The sequence below is a fragment of the Phenylobacterium sp. genome (genome assembly GCF_030693405.1).
GTDB lineage: Bacteria > Pseudomonadota > Alphaproteobacteria > Caulobacterales > Caulobacteraceae > Phenylobacterium.
The window spans coordinates 81,257-100,434 of record NZ_JAUYAW010000037.1 but is presented as its reverse complement, the minus strand read 5'-3'; the positions used below and the strand labels follow the sequence as shown (position 1 = coordinate 100,434).

At 66.3% G+C, this 19,178-nt stretch carries 13 protein-coding genes; 6 read left to right on the top strand and 7 right to left on the bottom strand.

What is annotated here, in order from left to right; all coding sequences use genetic code 11:
* Positions 1 to 14: 14 nt before the first annotated feature.
* The gene (locus Q8N19_RS07450; protein ID WP_305589275.1) at positions 15 to 2,663 is read left to right on the top strand and encodes a nitrate reductase; all 2,649 of its coding nucleotides are present in this window, start codon (positions 15 to 17) and stop codon (positions 2,661 to 2,663) included.
* Complete coding sequence (gene cobA, locus Q8N19_RS07445; RefSeq protein WP_305589264.1) at positions 2,653 to 3,435, top strand: uroporphyrinogen-III C-methyltransferase; 783 nt, start codon at positions 2,653 to 2,655, stop codon at positions 3,433 to 3,435. Before Q8N19_RS07450 ends, cobA begins: the two co-directional genes overlap by 11 nt.
* A gap of 189 nt (positions 3,436 to 3,624) precedes the next feature.
* Here the strand turns inward: cobA and Q8N19_RS07440 are convergent, their stop codons facing one another.
* From Q8N19_RS07440 to Q8N19_RS07425, 4 genes are all read right to left on the bottom strand, one after another.
* Positions 3,625 to 4,149: an SMI1/KNR4 family protein gene (locus Q8N19_RS07440; RefSeq protein ID WP_305589262.1), complete on the bottom strand. Its 525-nt coding sequence runs from the start codon at positions 4,147 to 4,149 to the stop codon at positions 3,625 to 3,627.
* Between the two features lie 1,537 nt (positions 4,150 to 5,686).
* The gene (locus Q8N19_RS07435) at positions 5,687 to 7,015 is read right to left on the bottom strand and encodes a type II toxin-antitoxin system HipA family toxin (RefSeq protein WP_305589260.1); all 1,329 of its coding nucleotides are present in this window, start codon (positions 7,013 to 7,015) and stop codon (positions 5,687 to 5,689) included.
* Complete coding sequence (locus Q8N19_RS07430) at positions 7,015 to 7,269, bottom strand: helix-turn-helix domain-containing protein (protein ID WP_296563173.1); 255 nt, start codon at positions 7,267 to 7,269, stop codon at positions 7,015 to 7,017. Before Q8N19_RS07430 ends, Q8N19_RS07435 begins: the two co-directional genes overlap by 1 nt.
* 202 nt (positions 7,270 to 7,471) lie before the next feature.
* Complete coding sequence (locus Q8N19_RS07425; protein WP_305589256.1) at positions 7,472 to 8,350, bottom strand: phytanoyl-CoA dioxygenase family protein; 879 nt, start codon at positions 8,348 to 8,350, stop codon at positions 7,472 to 7,474.
* Positions 8,351 to 8,591: 241 nt separating this feature from the next.
* Here Q8N19_RS07425 and Q8N19_RS07420 point away from each other — a divergent pair, with 241 nt between their 5' ends.
* Together Q8N19_RS07420 and Q8N19_RS07415 are read left to right on the top strand one after the other, a co-directional pair.
* On the top strand, positions 8,592 to 9,356 hold the full coding sequence (locus Q8N19_RS07420) for a trans-aconitate 2-methyltransferase (protein WP_305589248.1): 765 nt from the start codon (positions 8,592 to 8,594) through the stop codon (positions 9,354 to 9,356).
* A 116-nt stretch (positions 9,357 to 9,472) separates the two neighbouring features.
* Positions 9,473 to 11,101: an ABC-F family ATP-binding cassette domain-containing protein gene (locus tag Q8N19_RS07415; protein WP_305589246.1), complete on the top strand. Its 1,629-nt coding sequence runs from the start codon at positions 9,473 to 9,475 to the stop codon at positions 11,099 to 11,101.
* 16 nt (positions 11,102 to 11,117) lie between these two features.
* On the opposite strand, the gene Q8N19_RS07410 is transcribed toward Q8N19_RS07415, so the two are convergent.
* Positions 11,118 to 13,466 carry a xylulose 5-phosphate 3-epimerase gene (locus Q8N19_RS07410; protein ID WP_305589243.1) on the bottom strand — a complete coding sequence of 783 codons (2,349 nt, stop codon included), beginning with the start codon at positions 13,464 to 13,466 and terminating at the stop codon, positions 11,118 to 11,120.
* A gap of 224 nt (positions 13,467 to 13,690) precedes the next feature.
* On the opposite strand from Q8N19_RS07410, the gene Q8N19_RS07405 reads away from it, so the two are divergent.
* Positions 13,691 to 14,605 (top strand): universal stress protein, encoded by a 915-nt coding sequence (locus Q8N19_RS07405; RefSeq protein ID WP_305589241.1) that lies wholly within the window; start codon positions 13,691 to 13,693, stop codon positions 14,603 to 14,605.
* 103 nt (positions 14,606 to 14,708) lie between these two features.
* Here Q8N19_RS07405 and Q8N19_RS07400 read toward each other — a convergent pair whose 3' ends face one another.
* Together Q8N19_RS07400 and Q8N19_RS07395 are read right to left on the bottom strand one after the other, a co-directional pair.
* A complete protein-coding gene (locus Q8N19_RS07400) occupies positions 14,709 to 17,444 on the bottom strand; it encodes a cation-transporting P-type ATPase (protein ID WP_305589237.1) in 2,736 nt (911 codons plus the stop codon).
* Positions 17,445 to 17,531: 87 nt separating this feature from the next.
* Positions 17,532 to 17,969, bottom strand: coding sequence for a universal stress protein (locus Q8N19_RS07395; protein ID WP_305589235.1), 438 nt, complete (start codon positions 17,967 to 17,969; stop codon positions 17,532 to 17,534).
* Between the two features lie 354 nt (positions 17,970 to 18,323).
* On the opposite strand from Q8N19_RS07395, the gene Q8N19_RS07390 reads away from it, so the two are divergent.
* Positions 18,324 to 19,178, top strand: coding sequence for an NAD(P)/FAD-dependent oxidoreductase (locus tag Q8N19_RS07390; protein WP_305589234.1), 855 nt, complete (start codon positions 18,324 to 18,326; stop codon positions 19,176 to 19,178).

The following is a 19,178-nucleotide window of genomic DNA, read 5'->3' as shown; positions in this document are numbered from 1 at the left end:
ACCTGAGGCGATCCATGGTCGAGACGCGCACCACCTGTCCCTATTGCGGCGTCGGCTGCGGGATCACGGCCCAGGCCGAGGGCCGCGCACTGACGGTCGAGGGCGACGCCGATCATCCCGCCAATCTCGGCCGCCTGTGCTCCAAGGGCACGGCCTTGGCTGACACGGTCGGGCTGGAGGGACGGCTGCTGGCGCCGGAGATCGGCGGGCGGGAGGCCTCCTGGGCCGAGGCGATCCGCCTGGTGGCGCGCAGGTTCTCTGAGACCATCGCCCGGCACGGCCCGGACTCGGTGGCCTTCTATGTGTCAGGCCAGCTTCTGACTGAGGACTATTACGTCGCCAACAAGCTCATGAAGGGCTTCATCGGCTCGGCTAATATCGACACCAATTCAAGGCTTTGCATGGCTTCGGCTGTGGCGGCGCACAAGGCCGCCTTCGGCGCCGATCTGGTGCCCGGCTGCTATGAGGATCTGGACCTCGCCGACCTGGTGGTTTTCTCCGGCCACAACGCCGCGTGGACCCATCCGGTGCTGTTCCGGCGGATGGAGGCGGCCCGAGATCGCGGTCAGCGGCACCTGGTGATCGACCCCCGCCGCACCGACACCGCCGAGATGGCCGACCTGCACCTTCCCCTGGCGCCCCAGACCGATGTGCGGCTGTGGAACGGACTGCTCGCCAACCTGATGGATCGGGGCGCGGTAGACCAGGCCTATGTGGCCGCCCATGTGAGCGGCTATGGCGCGGTGGTCGAAAGCCTCGCCCGCGATGACCAGTCGCCGGCCGCCGTCGCCGCCGACTGCGGCCTGAACCTGGTCGACCTGCGCGCCTTCTACGACCTCTTCGCCGCCACGCCGCGAACGGTCAGCCTGTTCTCCATGGGGGCCAACCAGTCGGCCCAGGGGGTGGCCAAGGGACTGGCCATCCTCAACGTCCACCTGGCCACGGGCCGGATCGGCAAGCCCGGCGCCTGTCCCTTCTCGATCACCGGCCAGCCCAATGCCATGGGGGGGCGCGAGACCGGCGGCCTGGCCAACACGCTGGCCGCCCACATGGACTTCACGGAAGCCGACTGCGCCCGGGTGGAACGGTTCTGGGGCGCGCCGAACCTGGCCCGCAAGCCCGGCCTCAAGGCCGTCGAGATGTTCGAGGCCGTCGGCGATGGGCGCATCAAGGCCCTGTGGGTCATGGCCACCAATCCGGCCGTCAGCATGCCCCGAGCCGAAGGCGTCCGTGACGCCCTGGCCAGGTGCCCGTTCGTAGTGGTCTCCGACTGCATGGCCGACACGGACACCGCCGCCTTCGCCCATGTGAAGCTGCCGGCCCTGGCCTGGGGTGAGAAGGACGGCACGGTGACAAATTCCGAGCGCCGCATCTCCCGCCAGCGGGCGCTGATGGCGCCGCCCGGCCAGGCGCGCGCCGACTGGAAGATCATCGCCGACGTGGCCGCCGCCATGGGCCATGAGGCGGCCTTCGGCTGGCGCACAGGCGCCCAGGTGTTCCGGGAATGGGCGCGGATGACCGCCTATGAAAACACCGGCCGAACCCTGGACCTGGGGCCGCTCGTGGGCCTCACGCCAGATGGCTACGCCGCCTTGGAACCAGTTCAGTGGCCGGTGACCGAGGCCGGCGGCACGGCGCGGCTGTTCACCGATGGCCGGTTCGCCACAGCCGATGGCCGCGCCCGGATGGTCCCGACGCCGGCCCTGGGACCGGCCGAGGCGACCGACGGAGCCTTTCCCCTGGCCTTGAACACCGGTCGCGTGCGGGACCACTGGCACACGCTCACCCGCACCGGCCTGTCCGCCGCGCTCAGCCGCCACGCGCCCGAACCCTATGCGGACATCCATCCCGCCGACGCCCTGGAGCAGGGGATCTCCGAGGGCATGCTGACCCGGGTGCGCACAGCTTATGGTGAGGCGGTGGCGGTCGCCCGGATCACCGACGCCCAGCGGCCCGGCTGTATCTTCATGCCCATGCACTGGAGCGGGGCCTACGCGCCGCAAGGGCGGGCCAATCCGCTGGTCTCAGGTCCCGTCGATCCCGTCTCCGGCCAGCCGGAATTCAAGCACACGCCGGCCCGCATCCAGGCCTATCGCGAGACCTGGAGAGGCTTCTTCCTCTCGCGGGCGGCCGTTGCGCCGCCAGAGGGGCTCGACCTGGTCTGGCGGCGCATCACCCAGGACGGCTGCCAGCTTCACGAGTTTGCCGGCCGCGGTGATGCGGCTGAGCGTGAGGCCCTGCGCAAGGCGCTGAGCCGGGGCCTGAAGGGACAGGCGCTGCTGCTGGAGGACGCCCAGGGCGGTCGCCTGCGGGAAGCCTTCGTCGAGGCTGACCGACTGGCCAGCGTTCTGTTCATGACGGTGGAGACCGGCCGCCTGCCGCCCCGGGACTGGCTTGTCGCCCTGTTCCCCAAGGACCAGTTGAGCGACGCTGATCGTGCGGCCTTGCTTATCGGCTTCGCCCCCGGGATGGCCGTCGAGGCCGGCCCCCTGGTCTGCGCCTGCCGCGGCGTGCGCCGTCCGCGCATAGAGGCGGCCATAGCCCAGGGCGCTTCGAGCCTCGACGCCGTCGGCGCGGCCACCGGCGCTGGAACCCAATGCGGCTCCTGCCGTCCTGAAATCGCCCGCATGCTGCCTACCTCGGAGACCCGTCATGCCGCTTGAGCCCAAGACCATCTTTCCCGTCCAGCTTGTGGGCGCCGGCCCCGGCGCCGCCGACCTGCTGACCCTGCGGGCGGCGCGCGTCATCGAAGGCGCCCAGGCCCTGCTCTATGACGCCCTGGTTGGCGAGGACATCCTGGCCCTGGCGCCCCGAGCCTGCCTCAAGATCCAGACCGGCAAGCGGGCGGGGCGTCCGTCCATGCGGCAGGAGACCATCAACCGCCTGATGATCCGACTGGCTAGAAGAGGCTTGCGGGTGGTGCGGCTGAAGGGCGGCGATCCCTCGATCTTCGGCCGGGTAGGGGAGGAGGCCCAGGCGCTGCGCCAGCACGGGCTGACGGCGGAAATCGTCCCGGGCGTCACCGCGGCCTGCGCGGCGGCCGCTCAGTTTGGCCTGCCGCTGACCCATCGCGGCGTCGCCCGTCGAGTGGTGATGGCTACGGCAACCACGCAGGATGGAGACCTCACCATGGACTGGGCCGCCGCCGCCGACGCCGAGGCGACTTTGGCCATTTACATGGGAGCCCGCGCCGCGCCGGTGATCGCGCGACGCCTGATCGCAGCGGGGCGATCGCCTCATACCCCCGTAGCTGTCGTGAGGAACGCCAGCGCACCGAGCGCGCAGTTTCAGGGCATGACCCTCGCCACGCTGGCGGCTGCCCACTGTCTGGGACTTGAGTCGGGGCCGGCCCTGATTCTCGTGGGCGAGGCGCTCGCCGCCTCTGAGGCCTGGTCACCTGGCGCCGAAACGGAGCGCCTCGTAGGCGCGGCCTGATGGCGCAAGCCGTTGCGAGCGGGACTACGCTTCCAAATCGACCGGCGCGGCAGCGGGCGTTTTTTGTGGTTGGTATCGCCTTGGGTATCAATGACGATGGTCGAGCCTTAGTGGCTGTTCACAAAGAAAAAATAGCCTGCAAGTCGAGTCCTGCCGGGCCCACCAGCGCCTGATCTGCAGGATTGCGGGTCAACCCGCGAGCCAGATCGGCGGGGCTCTGGGGCATTTGTCGAGGTCTGGATCGATGGACAGCTCCCAACCGGCGGAACGGTTCTCGCTGATGGCCTGATCGTGCTGGGCGAGCAGCAGCAGGAAGCGTCCGATTGATGATCCTGCCGCCCAGCGCGGTCTTTCAAAGAGGTCTTCGTGGTCAAAGAAGTAGACCGCTGGCCTTTGACTTTCTGAAGATAAATCCAACCCGTAGAGGCTTCCGTTACCGTCGGAGAAGATTGGCACAGCCTGGGCATGCAACAGCGATCTGAGCGCACCCTCCTGCCGCCACTCCGGCCGCGCGTTCCACCTCGGCAGAATGGCTGCAAAGTCGCCGACGCTTTTCACCCTTTCGCGGTAGAGCGCTTCCAGGTCCGCCGGCATCTGGCCACCAAGGAGCTCGCGGACCTGTTGGACCATGCCATCCGACGAATCCCCGGGCTGGCGACGAAGCACGCCTCGCGCCTCCAACAAACGACAGGCTTCCGAAATCGTGATGTCCATGATCAGCTCCATCCTCAAGGGGCCGGAGGCGGCCGAGCAACCCCGGCTCTCAAGACATATGGCTCGATGATCTTATCCAGTCTCATGGCGTGCGCCATCACCTCCGCCTGAGTCGGCGCTCGCCCTGCCAGCGTGCGCACAAACTCAGCCTCAACCCGGCTGGCGACGACATGTGCCTCTCGCACCAGGGAAACCAGGTTAGCGAGGCGGTTTGGGTCCGCATTCGGGAAGAGATGTGCAAACCGAAGGGCGACGCGATGATGTACCTCACCAGCAAGTGCGCTTGCAGGTTGGCCGTTGGCCTGGGCCACGCGCCTTCTCGCGGCCGCTCGAAGAGCATTCTTTTCGACTTCTGTAAGGGGCGCCCGGACGACACCTGCTTCGCGACCGAGCAGATTGAACGGTGTGCGACCAAGCTGAGACGCGGCTAGTCGGCCAGTCAGGAGGACTGCCCCCTCCGCGATAAGCGGAACAATCATTGGCGCCAGCGCAGGGATCGCCATCCACCAAGTTCGGCTCGACTGTTCCCGCACGTATTCCTTGAAGGCTGCCTGCTCGCGTCGGAGCTTCTCTATTTCATCGTTCTGGGATGACCTTGGCGCCGTCGCTCCCGCGGAGACTGTTGGCCGCGGGGTTGAGATTTGCCGATAGGTTGCGGGCCGGGCGTGGGCCTGCGCAGATGCTCCACTCCGTGAGGGGGGGCCGTGCTTGGCGCTGAACGTCGAGCTGTCAGACACGAGGTAACTGCGCTCTGCGCCAAGGCCTCGTTGCTCCGTTAGCGCGCCCAGGTTTCCGAAATCTCCGCGTCTAGGCGCAGAGGGAGGCCCACCTGCGACCCTTTCGGATTCCCATTCAACCTGGCCTGAATGCCCTGCTGGCCACCCTCGCGGTTCAACATCGTGGCGCCGCCGCGTCATCCACTCTGCCATGCCTTCGGCAGGCACGTCGCCGTGCGCCGACTGGAACCCAGCCATGGCCCATTTCTCCAGGATTGTTCAAGAACTGTTGGCGGCCCGCCCCTCGCTGCGTGCCAGGACCCAACTCTAGTAAGTCTACATCGAGTGGAGACCTAGGGCAAGAACAAAAAGAGAACAAAAGTGTCTGCTGACGGCTCACGGTCAGCGGGCTATCCCCCGTGGGAGGCCTACGCCTTCGCGGTGATCGTCAAGCGCAGCAGAGAGGAGGACTTCGATGTGTCCCGCGCTCGAGATGAACTCCGACGCGCTGGTTACGCCGCCGCCCAAGCCGACGCCATTGTGCACGAAGTCTGTCTCTGGCGGACATCCGCAGGCCTAGGGAAGAAGCGCCGCCTGCCGGTCGCCCTGGCGAGACCACAGGCGTTCTTGTTCAGTTAGCTTCGCCATCTGAGAACGGAGGGGGGCGAGCACTTCAATCGGCGCGCGGGGACGCCCATCGGAAGCGGAGCAGTCCGGGGTTGGACAAATCGACTCTGCCTCGAGGGCGCAATGCCTCGTGCGCTAGTTTTCCGCACGGTTTGGCGGTTTCGCCGAAGTTGGTTCATGACGGCGAGCCGGGGCTAGATCGCCTCCCATGCGGACTCCAGGCGGGGCAGGCGGACCTGAATCGCTGCGGCGATGGAGTCATGGAGCGGCTCAGGAAAACCAGGTGGCATTTTCTGTAGCGCCTGGGCCGCTGCGTCCGGCGCGGCCGTCAGCACATCCTCGAGGGCCTGCCGGATGACAGCCGGTCCCAGGCCTGCGGCCTTGGCGGTCTCGACGAAGTGTTGGCCGTGAATATCCAGAATCTTGTAGTGGGGGTAAGCGCCCAGCGACATGGCCAGGGTGAAGCCCCTGTGTGGGATGCGCTTGGCGTCGAACGCCGGCTGGGCGCTGAGGACATCGTAGAACGGGGTGAGCTCGAAGCGACCGCCCGGACGCAGGAAGATGCTGAAGTTCTTTGCATGCCCATCGGTGGCGCCCATGAGCCAGAAGATGATCTGGCTCTTGAACACCTTGGCCTGGGCGGCCAGGGGATCGTCGCTCTCCTGAAGCTTGGTCAGGATGTCGACAACACTTGGGCCCCCGTCGCGTTGGTACTTGCGGCTGGATGGAACCGACAGCGCCTGGCAGAAGTCTTCCTGCGGCAGACGCAGGATGTGGTCGCCCCCCCGAGGGCGGCGATCAAAGCGTTCCACCACCAGCACACGTCGCGCGCCAAAGGTGGCGATCTCGGTCCGGGCGACGGGCAGACCGAAACTCTCCAGCAGGGTCAGGCAATAGTGCTCGTTCTCGACGCTGTCGCTGAGATCGATCACCCCTGACGAGGTCGGAATCTCTCCGAGCTGAGGCTTGAGAATATGCGTGGTCGGCGTCGTTCCGATCGGCCGCATCCACTGGCCTTGGTGACGAAGAAGCGCTGTCTTCTCCTGGGCGCCGGCGACCGATATCCGGAACTCCTGCTCAGGGTCTATGCCCAGGGGCGCCCGGGCAAGGTTGGCCAGCAGCGCCTCGATCTCCGCGTCGCTGATCGGTGCGCCCTCGATGGGCTGTAATGCGTCCGCCCCATCCTCTTCGGGAAGGAACTGCATCGCACCCACGCAATCGCGTCCGATCTGAGCGAGCAGGCTGTAGGCGTCAGCGGCCCCAGCGCCCGTGCGCTCGGCGACTTGTCGGCGAACATAGGGGTTGTCTGGCAGGAGGTTGTCGAACACGGCGACGACGGCCTCGCCGCGCCACGGGGCGTTCTGCAGAGGCAGGGAGAGGGAGACCGGAAAGGCCGGCGCCCAGGCCAACCAACCGGGGTCGTACCGGAAGCTTATCGCGCCGCTGGCCTGTTTTTCCAATCGACCGCAGAGACGGTTGTTGATCAGCACCTTCAGGGGGGCGTGGGCGCGACGACGGGGCATCAGAAGATGTCCTCGATGTCGGCCGTCGAGCTCTGGCTGCGCGGCTCAAGGGTCATTTCAAGCCCCAAGGCGGCCAGCACGTCGAACAGAGTGGAGAGCTTCACGCCGCCTTGGCCAGTTTCGATCTTTGAGATCATTTCCTGACGTTGGCCGGCCAGTTGGGCGAGCTGCGTCTGGGTCAAGCCCTGCTCCAGGCGGAACCGTTGGATCAGGCGACCAATCTGGCCGGATGAACGAGCGATCGTGAGGGGCATGGTGGCTTTCCGGTTATGCCGTAAGCGGCATATGCAGCGCTTATATGTTTTCTGGGATACTCCTAGTTTATGCTAAAATCAACATAAGATGCACTTATGTGGATTGTAGCATAATCGGGGATGACTTGTGCTGAATTGACGGACGCCCGCGCCAGGTCCGCTTAATCAACCAACGAAGGCAAAGGCGGCTAAACTCTAGCTGTCAGGGGATTGCTGGTAGGCGCGCGGGTAGGGCCGAGATCAAGTGATCATAACGCATTAATTTAGCGGTATAATTGACCGACATTTCCAGTCCTGCCGGGCCCACCAGCGGAGTGTTTCGCCGGCGAATGGAGTCGGTCAGCATCATTCGGGGTCGATCGCACGCGTTGTGGTTTGGCGCATGAAGAAGCGCGGGGTGCATAATGATGAGGTCGCCCGGCTGGCCGGTCATCTCCCCCAGGGTCACCGTGTGAGCGCCAACTTGGGCCTCGGCGCCGATCAAAGACCTCAGGCTCCCAGTGGGCGTGGCGAGCAGGCGGGCGAACCACGGATCCTGCTTGAGCCAGTCGCGCACCTGGGCCGAGCGCACCGGCGTCCCATGGAAGCGCTCGCACGCCAAAGCGTGATGATGTGAGCCAGCCACGTACAGCGTGCCGCCGCCGTGTGCGCCAACGGGCTCAAGGAAGGTGAAGATCCTCAAGGTGGACAAGGGACTGAGCAGCTCTTGGCCGCCAATATCCAGATGCCAGGGCGGTCGCGGGAGAACCGGCGTCAGACTTGGGAAGGTGACCAGAGGCGCTCCCCAATGCTCTGGCGCCGCCCACAGGCCAGGGCCGATCAGGGCGTCGGCAAGGGCGAACAGCTTGGGCGACGCCAGGGCAGCGAAGGCGCCAGAGCGCCTCAGCTTCTGAAACTGCGAGGGCGACGCCGTCGGCCAGCTGCCGGGGTGCTGGCGCCTTGGCCGGTATCTCGCCTCAAGATCCTCCCGGAGGCGATCGCGCATGATCGAGATGTCAGCCATGGGGAAGAACCCAGGCAGGGACAGCACGCCTTTGCGCGCGAATTCATCCTGCTGATCTGTGGTGAGGGGGTGTTGCATTGGCGTCTCCTGGCTGAGACGCCCCGCGGTGAATCATCCCTCCGGCGCGAGCGCCAGACCAGTTCGTAGGTCTCATTCACCCGAGGTCTCCCTGCGCATCCTCCCGTCAGCGAGGGCGGTTCAGGCTAGCGGCCGCTGGCCACGCTTTCCACTCCCTGCGGTTCTCGCCGCAGCCGGCAGGTGGCGGCTTGCCCTCTCTCGTGTAGCGTCGCTCCAAGAGGACCGCCGCCGGGGAGCCGCCGTGCCTGATCAGCGAGATACGTTCAACGCGGTGGCCGCGGAGTACGATGCGGTGCGGCCGACCTATCCGAAGGCGCTGTACGACGATCTGGCGAGCGTCGTCGGCGGGGTTGGCGCGCGGGTTCTTGAAGTCGGGTGTGGCAGCGGCCAAGCCACCCAAGGCTTCCTCGACCGGGGTTGGCAGGTCGTCGCCGTCGATCCGGGCGATGAGCTCGTCGCCCTGGCGAAAGCGAACCTGACAGGAGAGGTGAGCTTCCACGTCTCCCCGTTTGAAACCTTCGAGGCCGAACCCGGCGCCTTCGGCCTCGTGGCCTCGGCCCAGGCGTGGCACTGGATCGACCCGAAGCTCAGCTTTCCCCGCGCCGCCCGAGCTTTGCGGGGCGGCGGCGTTCTGGCCGTCTTCGGTCATGTGCCCATGTCGCCGCCTGCGGACATCCTGCAGCGACTGGAGCCGATCTATCAGGATATCGCACCGGACCTCTGGCGACCGCCGCCCCAGGCCTGGTACTTGCCGGGTGGCCCTGTTCGCGAGCTCTTTGACGCCTCCGGCCTGTTCGGACCCGTCACGCACCGGGCCTTCACCTGGACCGAGCAGGTGACCCCGGCCGCCTTCGTTCGCCAGCTCCGGACGCGCTCAGACTACAGCATGATTGAAGCGGCCCGCCGGGAGCGCCTGCTTGCTGAGGTGGAGACGGCGCTCGGTCCCCTGGGCGCGCTTCCGCTGGCCAATGAGACGCATCTCTATCGGGCGGTGGTAAGGTCCTGAAGCCGTCACGATCTTCGGCGGGCGGGCCAGCCCGGCGGGCTGAACTGCAGCTTCCGGGCGATCTGCTCGCAGGCTGAGGGTGGCGTTCGGCGTGTTCCCGCGCTAGCAGCCGACCCATGATCCGCCTCGACAATATCTCTAAGCAGAACGGCCACCAGATCCTGTTCATCGAAGCCTCGATGGGCGTCCAGAAGGGGGAGAAGGTCGGGCTTGTCGGCCCCAACGGCGCCGGCAAGACGACGCTGTTTCGCATGATCACCGGTCAGGAGCAGCCGGACGACGGCGCGGTCGTGATCGATCCCGGCATGACGATCGGCTATTTCAGCCAGGACGTCGGCGAGATGGCGGGCCAGAGCGCGGTCGCTGCGGTGATGGATGGCGTCGGCCCGGTCAGCGCCCTGGCCGCCGAAATGGCGAGCCTCGAGGCCGCCATGGTCGATCCGGACCAGGCCGACCGGCTCGACGCCAACATGGAGCGCTATGGCGAGGTGCTGGAGCGCTTCCAGGAACTGGACGGCTACGCCCTGGAAGCCCGGGCGCGCGAGGTGCTGGCGGGCCTGAGCTTCAGCCAGGATCGCATGGACGGCGATGTCGGCCTGTTATCGGGCGGCTGGAAGATGCGCGTGGCCCTGGCCCGCATCCTGCTCATGCGGCCCGACGCCATGCTCCTGGACGAACCCAGCAACCACCTCGATCTGGAAAGCCTGATCTGGCTGGAGGCCTTCCTCAAGGCCTATGACGGCGCGCTGCTGATGACCTCGCACGACCGCGCCTTCATGAACCGCATCATCGGCAAGGTGGTGGAGATCGACGGCGGCTCGCTCATCACCTATTCGGGCGATCTCGACTTCTACGATCAGCAGCGCGCGCTGGGCGAGCAGCAGCGCCAGGCGCAGTACGAGCGCCAGCAGGCCATGCTGGCCAAGGAAATCAAGTTCATCGAGAAGTTCAAGGCGCGCGCCAGCCACGCCGCCCAGGTCCAGAGCCGGGTCAAGAAGCTGGACAAGATCGAGCGGGTCGAGGCGCCGCGCCGTCGCCAGTCGGTTCAGTTCGAGTTCAAGAGCCCGCCGCGGTCGGGTGAGGACGTGATCAGCCTGCGCAATGTCCATAAGGTCTATGGGACCCAGACGATCTATGAGAGCCTCGACTTCCTGGTGCGCCGCAAGGAACGCTGGTGCGTGCTGGGCGCCAATGGCGCCGGCAAGTCGACGCTGTTGAAACTTGTGGCCGGCGCCATCACGCCTGACCAGGGCGCGGTCAACATCGGGGCCAGTGTCAAGATGGGCTACTTCGCCCAGCATTCGATGGACCTGCTGGACGGCGAGGAGACCATCTTCGAGTCCCTCGACAGCTCATTCCCGCAGGCGGGGCAGGGCGCGCTGCGCACCTTGGCCGGCTGCTTCGGCTTCTCCGGCGACGATGTGGAAAAGCCCTGCCGCGTCCTGTCCGGCGGCGAGAAGGCACGTCTGGTCATGGCCAAGATGCTATTTGATCCGCCGAACCTGCTGGTGCTCGACGAGCCCACCAACCATCTCGACATGGCGACCAAGGAGATGCTGGTGGCGGCCCTGGCGGATTTTGAGGGCGCCATGCTCTTCGTCTCGCATGACCGACATTTCCTGGCGGCCCTGTCGAACCGCGTGCTGGAGCTGACGCCCGACGGCGTCCATCAGTACGGCGGCGGCTATACCGAATATGTCACCCGCACGGGGCAGGAAGCGCCGGGGCTGCATCCGGGCGGGTGAGCGACCAAGTTCCGGGTCACCTGAGGGCCGCTGGGTCGCCGCGCCCCAGGACGGCGGCCTGCTCATCCGCCCGCAGCACCTCCTCAAGAGGAAGGTCGAGCAGTTTCGCGGCGGACAGCACCAGGTGCGCCCAGGTGCAGCGGTTGGCGAACAGCATGCCGGCGACATCCAGCGTGCCGCCGCGACTGATATAGCCGTGCGCGCTCAGGCGCTCTGGCCCTCCATCAAGGCGCCGGAGCACGCCGAGCAGGGGTTCGGGCCGGGTATGGGTGATGAGGACCCGCGGAAGGTCGCGGGGGAAGAGCGCCTGGACTTCGCCGTCCGACAGCACAAAGCGGGCTTCATACTCGTCGCGGGCCACACGGAGCCGCCCGGGCTCCAGAACGCAGGCGACGCTCACACGGCGCCCCGACTCGCGAAGGCGTTCGGCGGCCCGTCTGGCCTCAATGAGCTGGTAGGCGCCGATCGCGACCAGTTGCAGGTCCGCCTGCTCATCAGCTTCGAGCACGACAGCCCCACTGTCGACCGCCGCCTGGGCCTGGGCCGACGTCAGCAGGCAGGGTGTGGCGCGCTTTGGCGCAATGATGCAGCCGACGACGCCCCTGTCGGCATAGATGGCGCGCAGGGCCGCCACCGCCGTCGCTGCGTCGATGGGAAACATGACCCGCGAAACATCTGACATCTCGCCCAGCAAGGCCTCTCCGATCGCCGGGTCCTGATGGGACTGCTGGTTCTTCCCGTTCTCCCAGGTGTGGGAGGTCGCGATAAGGGGGACGCCAATCCAACGCGGCGGCGCGCCCGCCTCGATCTGTTGCCGCGCGAAGATGATGTCCTGGCGCAGCGCGCCCAGCATCTTCATGGCGAAGGCTTCGTAGGACACTGCGAGACTGAGCCCGCCCTTGTTGCCAAGCGCCGCCCCGATCACGGCCTCTTCATTGAGGGCGGTGATAACGGCGCCGGTCGTCGATTCCGCCGCACCGGCCTCGGGTCGGTTGACCCGGTGCTTCAACAGGTCGAGGGATCCGCCCATCTGATTGCTGCGCATTTCGTCGGGGTTGCCGATCCTGAAGCGGTGCTCAGGATTGGCCTGTACGAACGCGATGAACCACTTGTCGACCTCAGCCATCGCCGAGGCCAGTCCGGCCGACGGGGCTAGGGACGCCGGAAGCGACGGCGCCGAGGGATTGCGGTGCGCCATCACATGATCCCGCTCCTTGGGCCGCCCTTGGGCCTCGTGCCGCAGGAAGCTGTCGCGGGCGTCAGCGAGAAGGTCGGTCGGCACGTGCAGGGCTGAGGCGCCGGCATTGAAGTCCGCGCGAGCAACCTCGTCGGTGCGCGGAACCCCGTTCAGGGGCAGGTTGTGGGCCGCGTTCGTCCCAGCGCCCGGGAAGCCGTACCCCTTGACGGTGGAGGCGATGATGAAGGGCAGGCGCACGGGATAGGCGGCGCGCCCCGCTGCGATCTCGGCCGACGCCTGGACGAGCCGCTGCTCAGCTTCGATGATCGCCCAGGCATAGGCCGCGGGGTCGCGTCCGTCGATGATGATCGGATCGAACCCATTCACCTCCAGATGGCGGCAGAGCCAGGCTGCGCCGCCGTCCTGCGCGACCTCGGTGCGTTGCTCAATGCGCCGGCCGTTGAGCACCATGATCGGCGCCACCAGGCCGCAGTCCTCGGCCCGCCACCACCGCTCGGACCAGTCGCTCCCGCGCTGCTCCTCAAAGGCGCCATCGCTCAGTATGGCCACCAGGCGCTCGCCCGGCAGGGGCATGTGGACATATTGGACTTCGGCGAACCCAAGATAGCCGCCTTCGGACACGCCTCCGGCGGTGTGGGGGTTCACATGGCTGCCGAGGGGAACGCTTGGGCGGCCGTCCTGGCCAATCGCATAGCTGTAGAAGTCCGCACAAAGGCGGCTCAATCCGGCCTCATCGGGGCCGTAGCGGCCCTGCTGCGCCGGCGACAGATTGTCGACCAGCGCATTGGCCGCCTCGATCGCGGCGACGCAGTGACCCTGGCCCAGGATCCAGCCGCGGGTCGCGCCGCTCAGCGCATTCGCCAGAAGGTATCCGACATAGGCCGGAGCAACATTCAGCGCTCCGCCGGTATGGCCTTCAGGGGCGGCCTTGAAGGCGTCGGCCGGCAAGGGCGCGCCCGAAAGGTCCACGCGTTGCGCATAGGTCATGTGGACGACCGTCCACATGGTCGCGCTTGCGAGCCGATCGGCGGCCGCCAGAAGGGTGTAGATTTCCGTCCCGTCGAGGCCCTGGCCCTGCAGGCGTTCGACCAGTTGCAGGACCCGGGTCTGCGTCTCTGGGGCATGCTGGATGACCCCATAGCCTCTTTGCCAATGCTCGGCGTTCATGACGGACTCACTCTCTCAGGTGCTCTGGACGGGCTTCCGCGGTAGCCGACGGTGAAATCCCTCAATCGGTGTCGCGGCGAGCCTTGCGGGTTACGGCCAAGCAAACCCGCCACACCGCCTACAACAGCATGTGATCTGAACGGCCTCCCTGAGAAATATCAAACGCTGGTCGGATGGTGTGTGTAAAATGGTTTCAATCAATGACCCCAAGAGGACCATATAAGATGGCCGATATGGCCAAGAAAAGTGCACCGCCTCAGACAATAATCTTGGCGACGGACCTCAGCAGTCGTTGTGACAGAGCGATGCAACGCGCTCTACAGTTGGCCAAGCTGTGGAATTCACGCCTGATCATTTTGAGCGTGGTCGAGCCCGATGACCCTGATGAATCCTCTGAGTCCTGGAATCCGCTGCATCGCCGGCGCCCTCCGGCCAGCCGTAGCGTGGCCGAGGCCCAGATCCGACGCCAGTTCGGTGAGATTGCGGATTTAGCCGAGGTCAGGATCATTGAAGGTGATCCGGCGTCGATCATTCAGGACGTGGCTCAACAGGTCGCTGCGGAATTGATCATCACCGGTGTCGGGCGAGATGAGACGTTTGGGCGACATGTCCTGGGCTCAACAGTTGAGCAGCTCGCCCAGCGAACCACCGTTCCCCTGCTGATCGTGAAAAGCCGTGTCTGGCCCTATGAGGAGATCCTGGTGGCGACGGACCTGTCGGAGTCGTCAGGGCAGGCCTTGGCGACGGCGGACCGGTTCTTTCCAACCGCCCCGATTACCGCGCTCTATGTGGCCGAGGCTCCAACCGAAGGGGCTCCCGGTTTGCCAGATCAGCGCCAGCAGATGGCGGACCAGAAGAGCGGTTGTGTGGCCTTTATTGAGCGTTCCGGCCTCGCCCCCGAGGCCTGTCTGCGGGTGAAGGCTCTGGTTGACCAGGGGCGACCTGAAGTGGCTGTGCGTCGCTACATGCTAGAGAAAGAGGTCGATCTTGTCGTGGTCGGCTCCCACGGACAGGGGGGCGTGTTTGAGAAGCGGTTGGGGGGCGTCGCCCGGCGAATTCTCGACTATGCGCCTGCCGATGTGCTTGTGGTCCGCGACTCCCGCGCCCAGTCCGGGGACGCGCCGCCTAAGTCCGGCTGACAGCTCACGGCGCCTCCGTGGCGTCTTCGACATCCGCCGTCCAAGTCGCTGGCGACCTCGTTCCTTCAGGCCTCTCGATGGCTTCGAGGCTAAGGGCCTGTGACTAGTGGGCGGCCAGGCCGTTTGAGACGCCAGTTCGCGCGGTTCTGCGAACGGCCAATCGAAGCTGCTTCTCGGTCTCGATGATCGCGAAGAAGACCGCGCCGACCGCCACGATGAGCATGCCGTCGGTCAGGGGCACAGCCCGCGTGCCGAACACCTGCTGCAGGGGCGGAAAATAGGTCACCAGGAATTGGGCGAGGGTGATGGTGGTCACGCAGAGCCAGATCACCCGTGTGCCCCGCAGGCCCCTCCAGGTCAGGGATGCGCCGTAGATGTTCCTGATGAAGAAGAGGTGGAAGATCTCCAGCACCACGAGGGTGTTGAGCGCCATCGTGCGTGCAAGCTCCGGCGAGTGCCCCTTGTCGAGGGCATAGGCGAAGATGCCGAAAACCGCAGCAAGGAACAGGATCGAGACGAGGGCCACGTGCCAGATCAGTTCCCCGGTCAGAAGCGGCTCGTTGCGGGGCCGCGGCGGGCGCTTCATCGTGTTCGGCTCCGTCGGCTCGAACGCCAGGGCGACGCCGAGTGTGACGGCGGTGATCAGGTTGACCCACAAGATCTGGATCGCCGTGATCGGCAGCGCCAGTCCGAGGAACAGCGCCACGATGAGCGTCATCGACTCACCGGCATTGGTCGGCAGGGTCCAGCTGATCACCTTCTTGATGTTGTCGTAGACCGTGCGACCTTCCCGGACGGCGGCGGCGATCGAGGCGAAATTGTCGTCGGCGAGGACGAGGTCCGAGGCCTCCTTGGCCGCTTCGCTGCCCTTCTGGCCCATGGCGATGCCCGCATTGGCGCGCTTAAGCGCCGGCGCGTCGTTGACCCCATCGCCGGTCATCGCAACGGTCAGCTGGTGGGACTGGAGGGCCGTCACCAGCCGCAGCTTGTGCTCTGGGCTCGTTCTGGCGAAAACGTCGGTGTTGATCACGACGCTCGCCAGTTCAGCGTCGTCCATCTTTTCAAGCATGGCGCCCGTAAGCACCCGATCAGCATTCTGCAGACCGATCTGGCGGGCGATGGCGGCAGCCGTTCCGGCGTGGTCGCCGGTGATCATCTTCACGCGGATACCTGCATCATGGCATTCGGCGACTGCGGCGATGGCTTCCGGGCGCGGCGGGTCGATCAGGCCGACCAGTCCGACAAGCACGAGGTGACCGTCGAGATCGGCCGACTTCAGATGGGCTTGGCCATCCGGCGCCTGGCGGCGGGCCAGAGCGAGCACCCGCTGGCCCTGCGCCGCGATGGCGTCGATCTGGCTTTGCCAGATGTCGGTGTCTAGCGCTTCGGTTTGCCCGTCCGACCGCAGCTGGGCGGCGCACATCTGCAGGATCTGCTCCGGGGCGCCCTTGGCGGACATCCACCTCGGGCCGCCCGGATCCTCATTGAGCACCGCCATGTATCGGTGCGCGGCGTCGAACGGGATGGTGTCGATGCGCCGCCAGTCCGCGAAGGCGCCTGGCCCATCTCCGGCGATCTTGCCCGCGAGCGCCCTGAGCGCACCCTCCATGGGGTCGCCCTCGATCTTCCAGTCACCGTCCTGACAGTGCAGGCCGGCGTCATTGCACAGGGCCGCTACGCGGGCGAGTTCGAGCAGGAGAGGATGGGTGGCCGGGTCGATTTCGGCCTCGCGCCCGCAGATGCCGCCTTCGGGGGCGTAGCCCACGCCGGTGACGGAATAGGTCTGGTCTGCGGTCGCCAAGGTCGCGACCATCATTTCGTTTCGCGTGAGCGTGCCGGTCTTGTCGGTGCAGATGACAGAGACTGAGCCAAGCGTCTCGATGGCGGGCAATCGCCGGATGATGGCGTTGCGCCGCGCCATCGCCTGAACGCCGATCGCCAAGGTGATGGTCAGGACCGCGGGCAGCCCTTCAGGGATGGCCGCGACGGCTAGACCGATCACGATCATCAACATCTCATCGAAGGGCATGTGCCCGACGAAGTAGCCGTAGGCGAGCAGGACTGCGGCGATCAGCAGGATCAGGATCGTCAGCCAGCGGGCAAAGCCGTCCATCTGCCGCACCAGCGGGGTCGTCAGGGTCTCGACCGTCGACAGCAGGCCGCTGATCCGACCGATCTCAGTCGACGGACCCGTGGCGACGACGACGCCCCGGCCTGTCCCGGCCGCCACCAGTGTGCCGCTGAACGCCATGCTGGCCCGGTCGCCGACCGCGGCGGCAGACGCGACCGCCGCGGTCCGTTTGTCGACCGGCACGGATTCTCCCGTCAGGATCGCTTCCTCGATGCGCAGCCCTGCGGTCTCCAGCAGACGGAGGTCGGCCGGGACCTTCTCGCCCGGCTCCAGCAATACAATGTCTCCAGGGGCCAGGAGGGCGCTGTCGATGGTGCGGCGCTCGCCGTCGCGCAGGACGGAGGACTTCGGCGCGAGCATCTGGCGGATGGCGCTCATCGCCTGTTCGGCGCGGCCCTCCTGAATGAACCCGATGACGGCGTTGGCGAGGACGACGGCGATGATGACGCCGGTGTCGACGAAATGCCCGAGGGCGGCGGTGAGCGCGGCGGCGCCGAGCAGCACGTAAATCAGCACATCGTGGAAATGGGCCAGAAAACGGCGCAGCGGTGATCTGGTCTTGGCTGTCGGGAGGAGGTTCGGCCCGGCGCGCGCAAGTCGTTCAGCAGCGGCCGAAGACGTCAGGCCTTCGCGCGACACGGCCAGCGCCTCAAGCGCGTGCTGCTCGCTCGTGGCGTGCCAGTCGATGCTGGGCGGCAGCTCAGTCATGGGGGCTCTCAGTCGATGCGGGCCGACGCCTTGACGGAGCCCTTGGCGTCCAACGCAAACATCCGTGCGTCCATCATTGGGTCCTGGTCAGCGGATCACGAGCACCGGAACCGGGCTCTGAGCGAGCACCTCAGATGTCACGCTGCCCAGGACGAGGCGTCTGACGCCGCGCCGACCGTGCGACGCCATGGCGATGAGGTCGCAGTTGCGGGTCTTGGCGACGTCAACGATCGCGTCGGCCGGCAGGGCGTTTTCAATGAGGACGGTGTCCGCCTTGACCCCCATGCGTTCAGCCGCCGCCTTGGCGACAGCGAGCAGTTTTCCCGCCGCTTCTCTTTGGCCGGCGCCAAAGTCTGCGTAGACGACCTCATTCAGGCCCTCAAACCCAGGATAGGCCGGCATGCGCTCTGTGATGGCGATGATGGTCGCCTGGGCGCCCAGACTTTTCGCCAGGCCCAGCCCGTGATCGAGGCCCTTCTGGGCGATCTCTGAGCCATCGGTGGAGATGAGAATGTGCTGATACATGCGTCTATCCTCGCTGATCGACCTCTGTCACGGGAGACTGCTGGAAGGGACTGCGTGACGGGCAAGGCTTACCGCAACGGGCCAGGGCATCTCTTGACAGAGGTCAACAACTGACCGTTTCGGGCGGGCGGCGCAGCGCAAGCTCCGCTGAGAGACGGAGGAATAGGTGCGCAACCTCGTGTCCTCGGGACCACGAAAGGCGTCCCAGGCGAAGCCTGTGGCAGCCATGGTCAATCCTTGCTCGCCATATCGCGGCGCCAAGGGCGGGCTTGTGCGTTGCGGGTGGATGAACCCGCTGCGTCCAGACCTGGTCGACCTCTCACCCGACACGGGGGCGGGCAGGGAAGAGCGTCGATGAGCCTGGAGTTTGAAGCGGTCATTGTCGGCGCTGGCCCGGCCGGGATGACGGCTGCGACCTATCTCGCCCGCTTCCGCCGCCGGGTGCTGGTGGTGGACGGCGGTCCCTCGCGGGCGACCTGGATTCCGGAGAGCCACAACACGCCGGGCTTCCCGCATGGAGTCGGCGGCGACGAACTGCTGCGGCGTCTCCGCGAGCAGGCCGAGGCGTTTGGCGTGGTTTTCGAAGCCGGCCGGGTGGGCGACATCCGCGGGACGGACGGCGCCTTCATCCTGGAGACGGCCGACCAGAGGATTAACGCCGCCACCGTTCTCCTGGCGACCGGGGTGGTGGATCGACTGCCGGGGATCGAGGGTATTGAGGCCGCCATCCTGGCCAGCGTGGCGCGCATCTGTCCCATCTGCGACGCCTTTGAAGCCATCGACCGCCGGATCGCGGTGTTGGCCGATGGACCGCTCGGCGACCGGGAGGTTCGATTCCTTCAGACCTACAGCCAGGACGTCACCCTCCTGACCCTTGAGGCCTCCAGGGGACACGGGGGCGCGGTGCGGTTTGAGGATCTGCGCTTCGACGGCGGCCAACTGGTCGTCCGCCGGCCGGGCGTCGCTGAGACGCGGTATGATCACCTCTATCTGGCCCTGGGTTGCGCCAGCCAGACTGAGCTCGCCATCCGTCTCGGCGCTCTCCAGGACGAAGGCGGAAGCCTGCTTGTAGACAGCCGCCAGATGACCACGGTGGAGGGCCTCTATGCCGCCGGCGATGTGGTGCGGGGGCTCAATCAGATCGCGGTCGCTGCGGGCGAGGCGGCCGTCGCGGCGACAGCGATGCACAATCGCCTGCGCGGCGCCTGA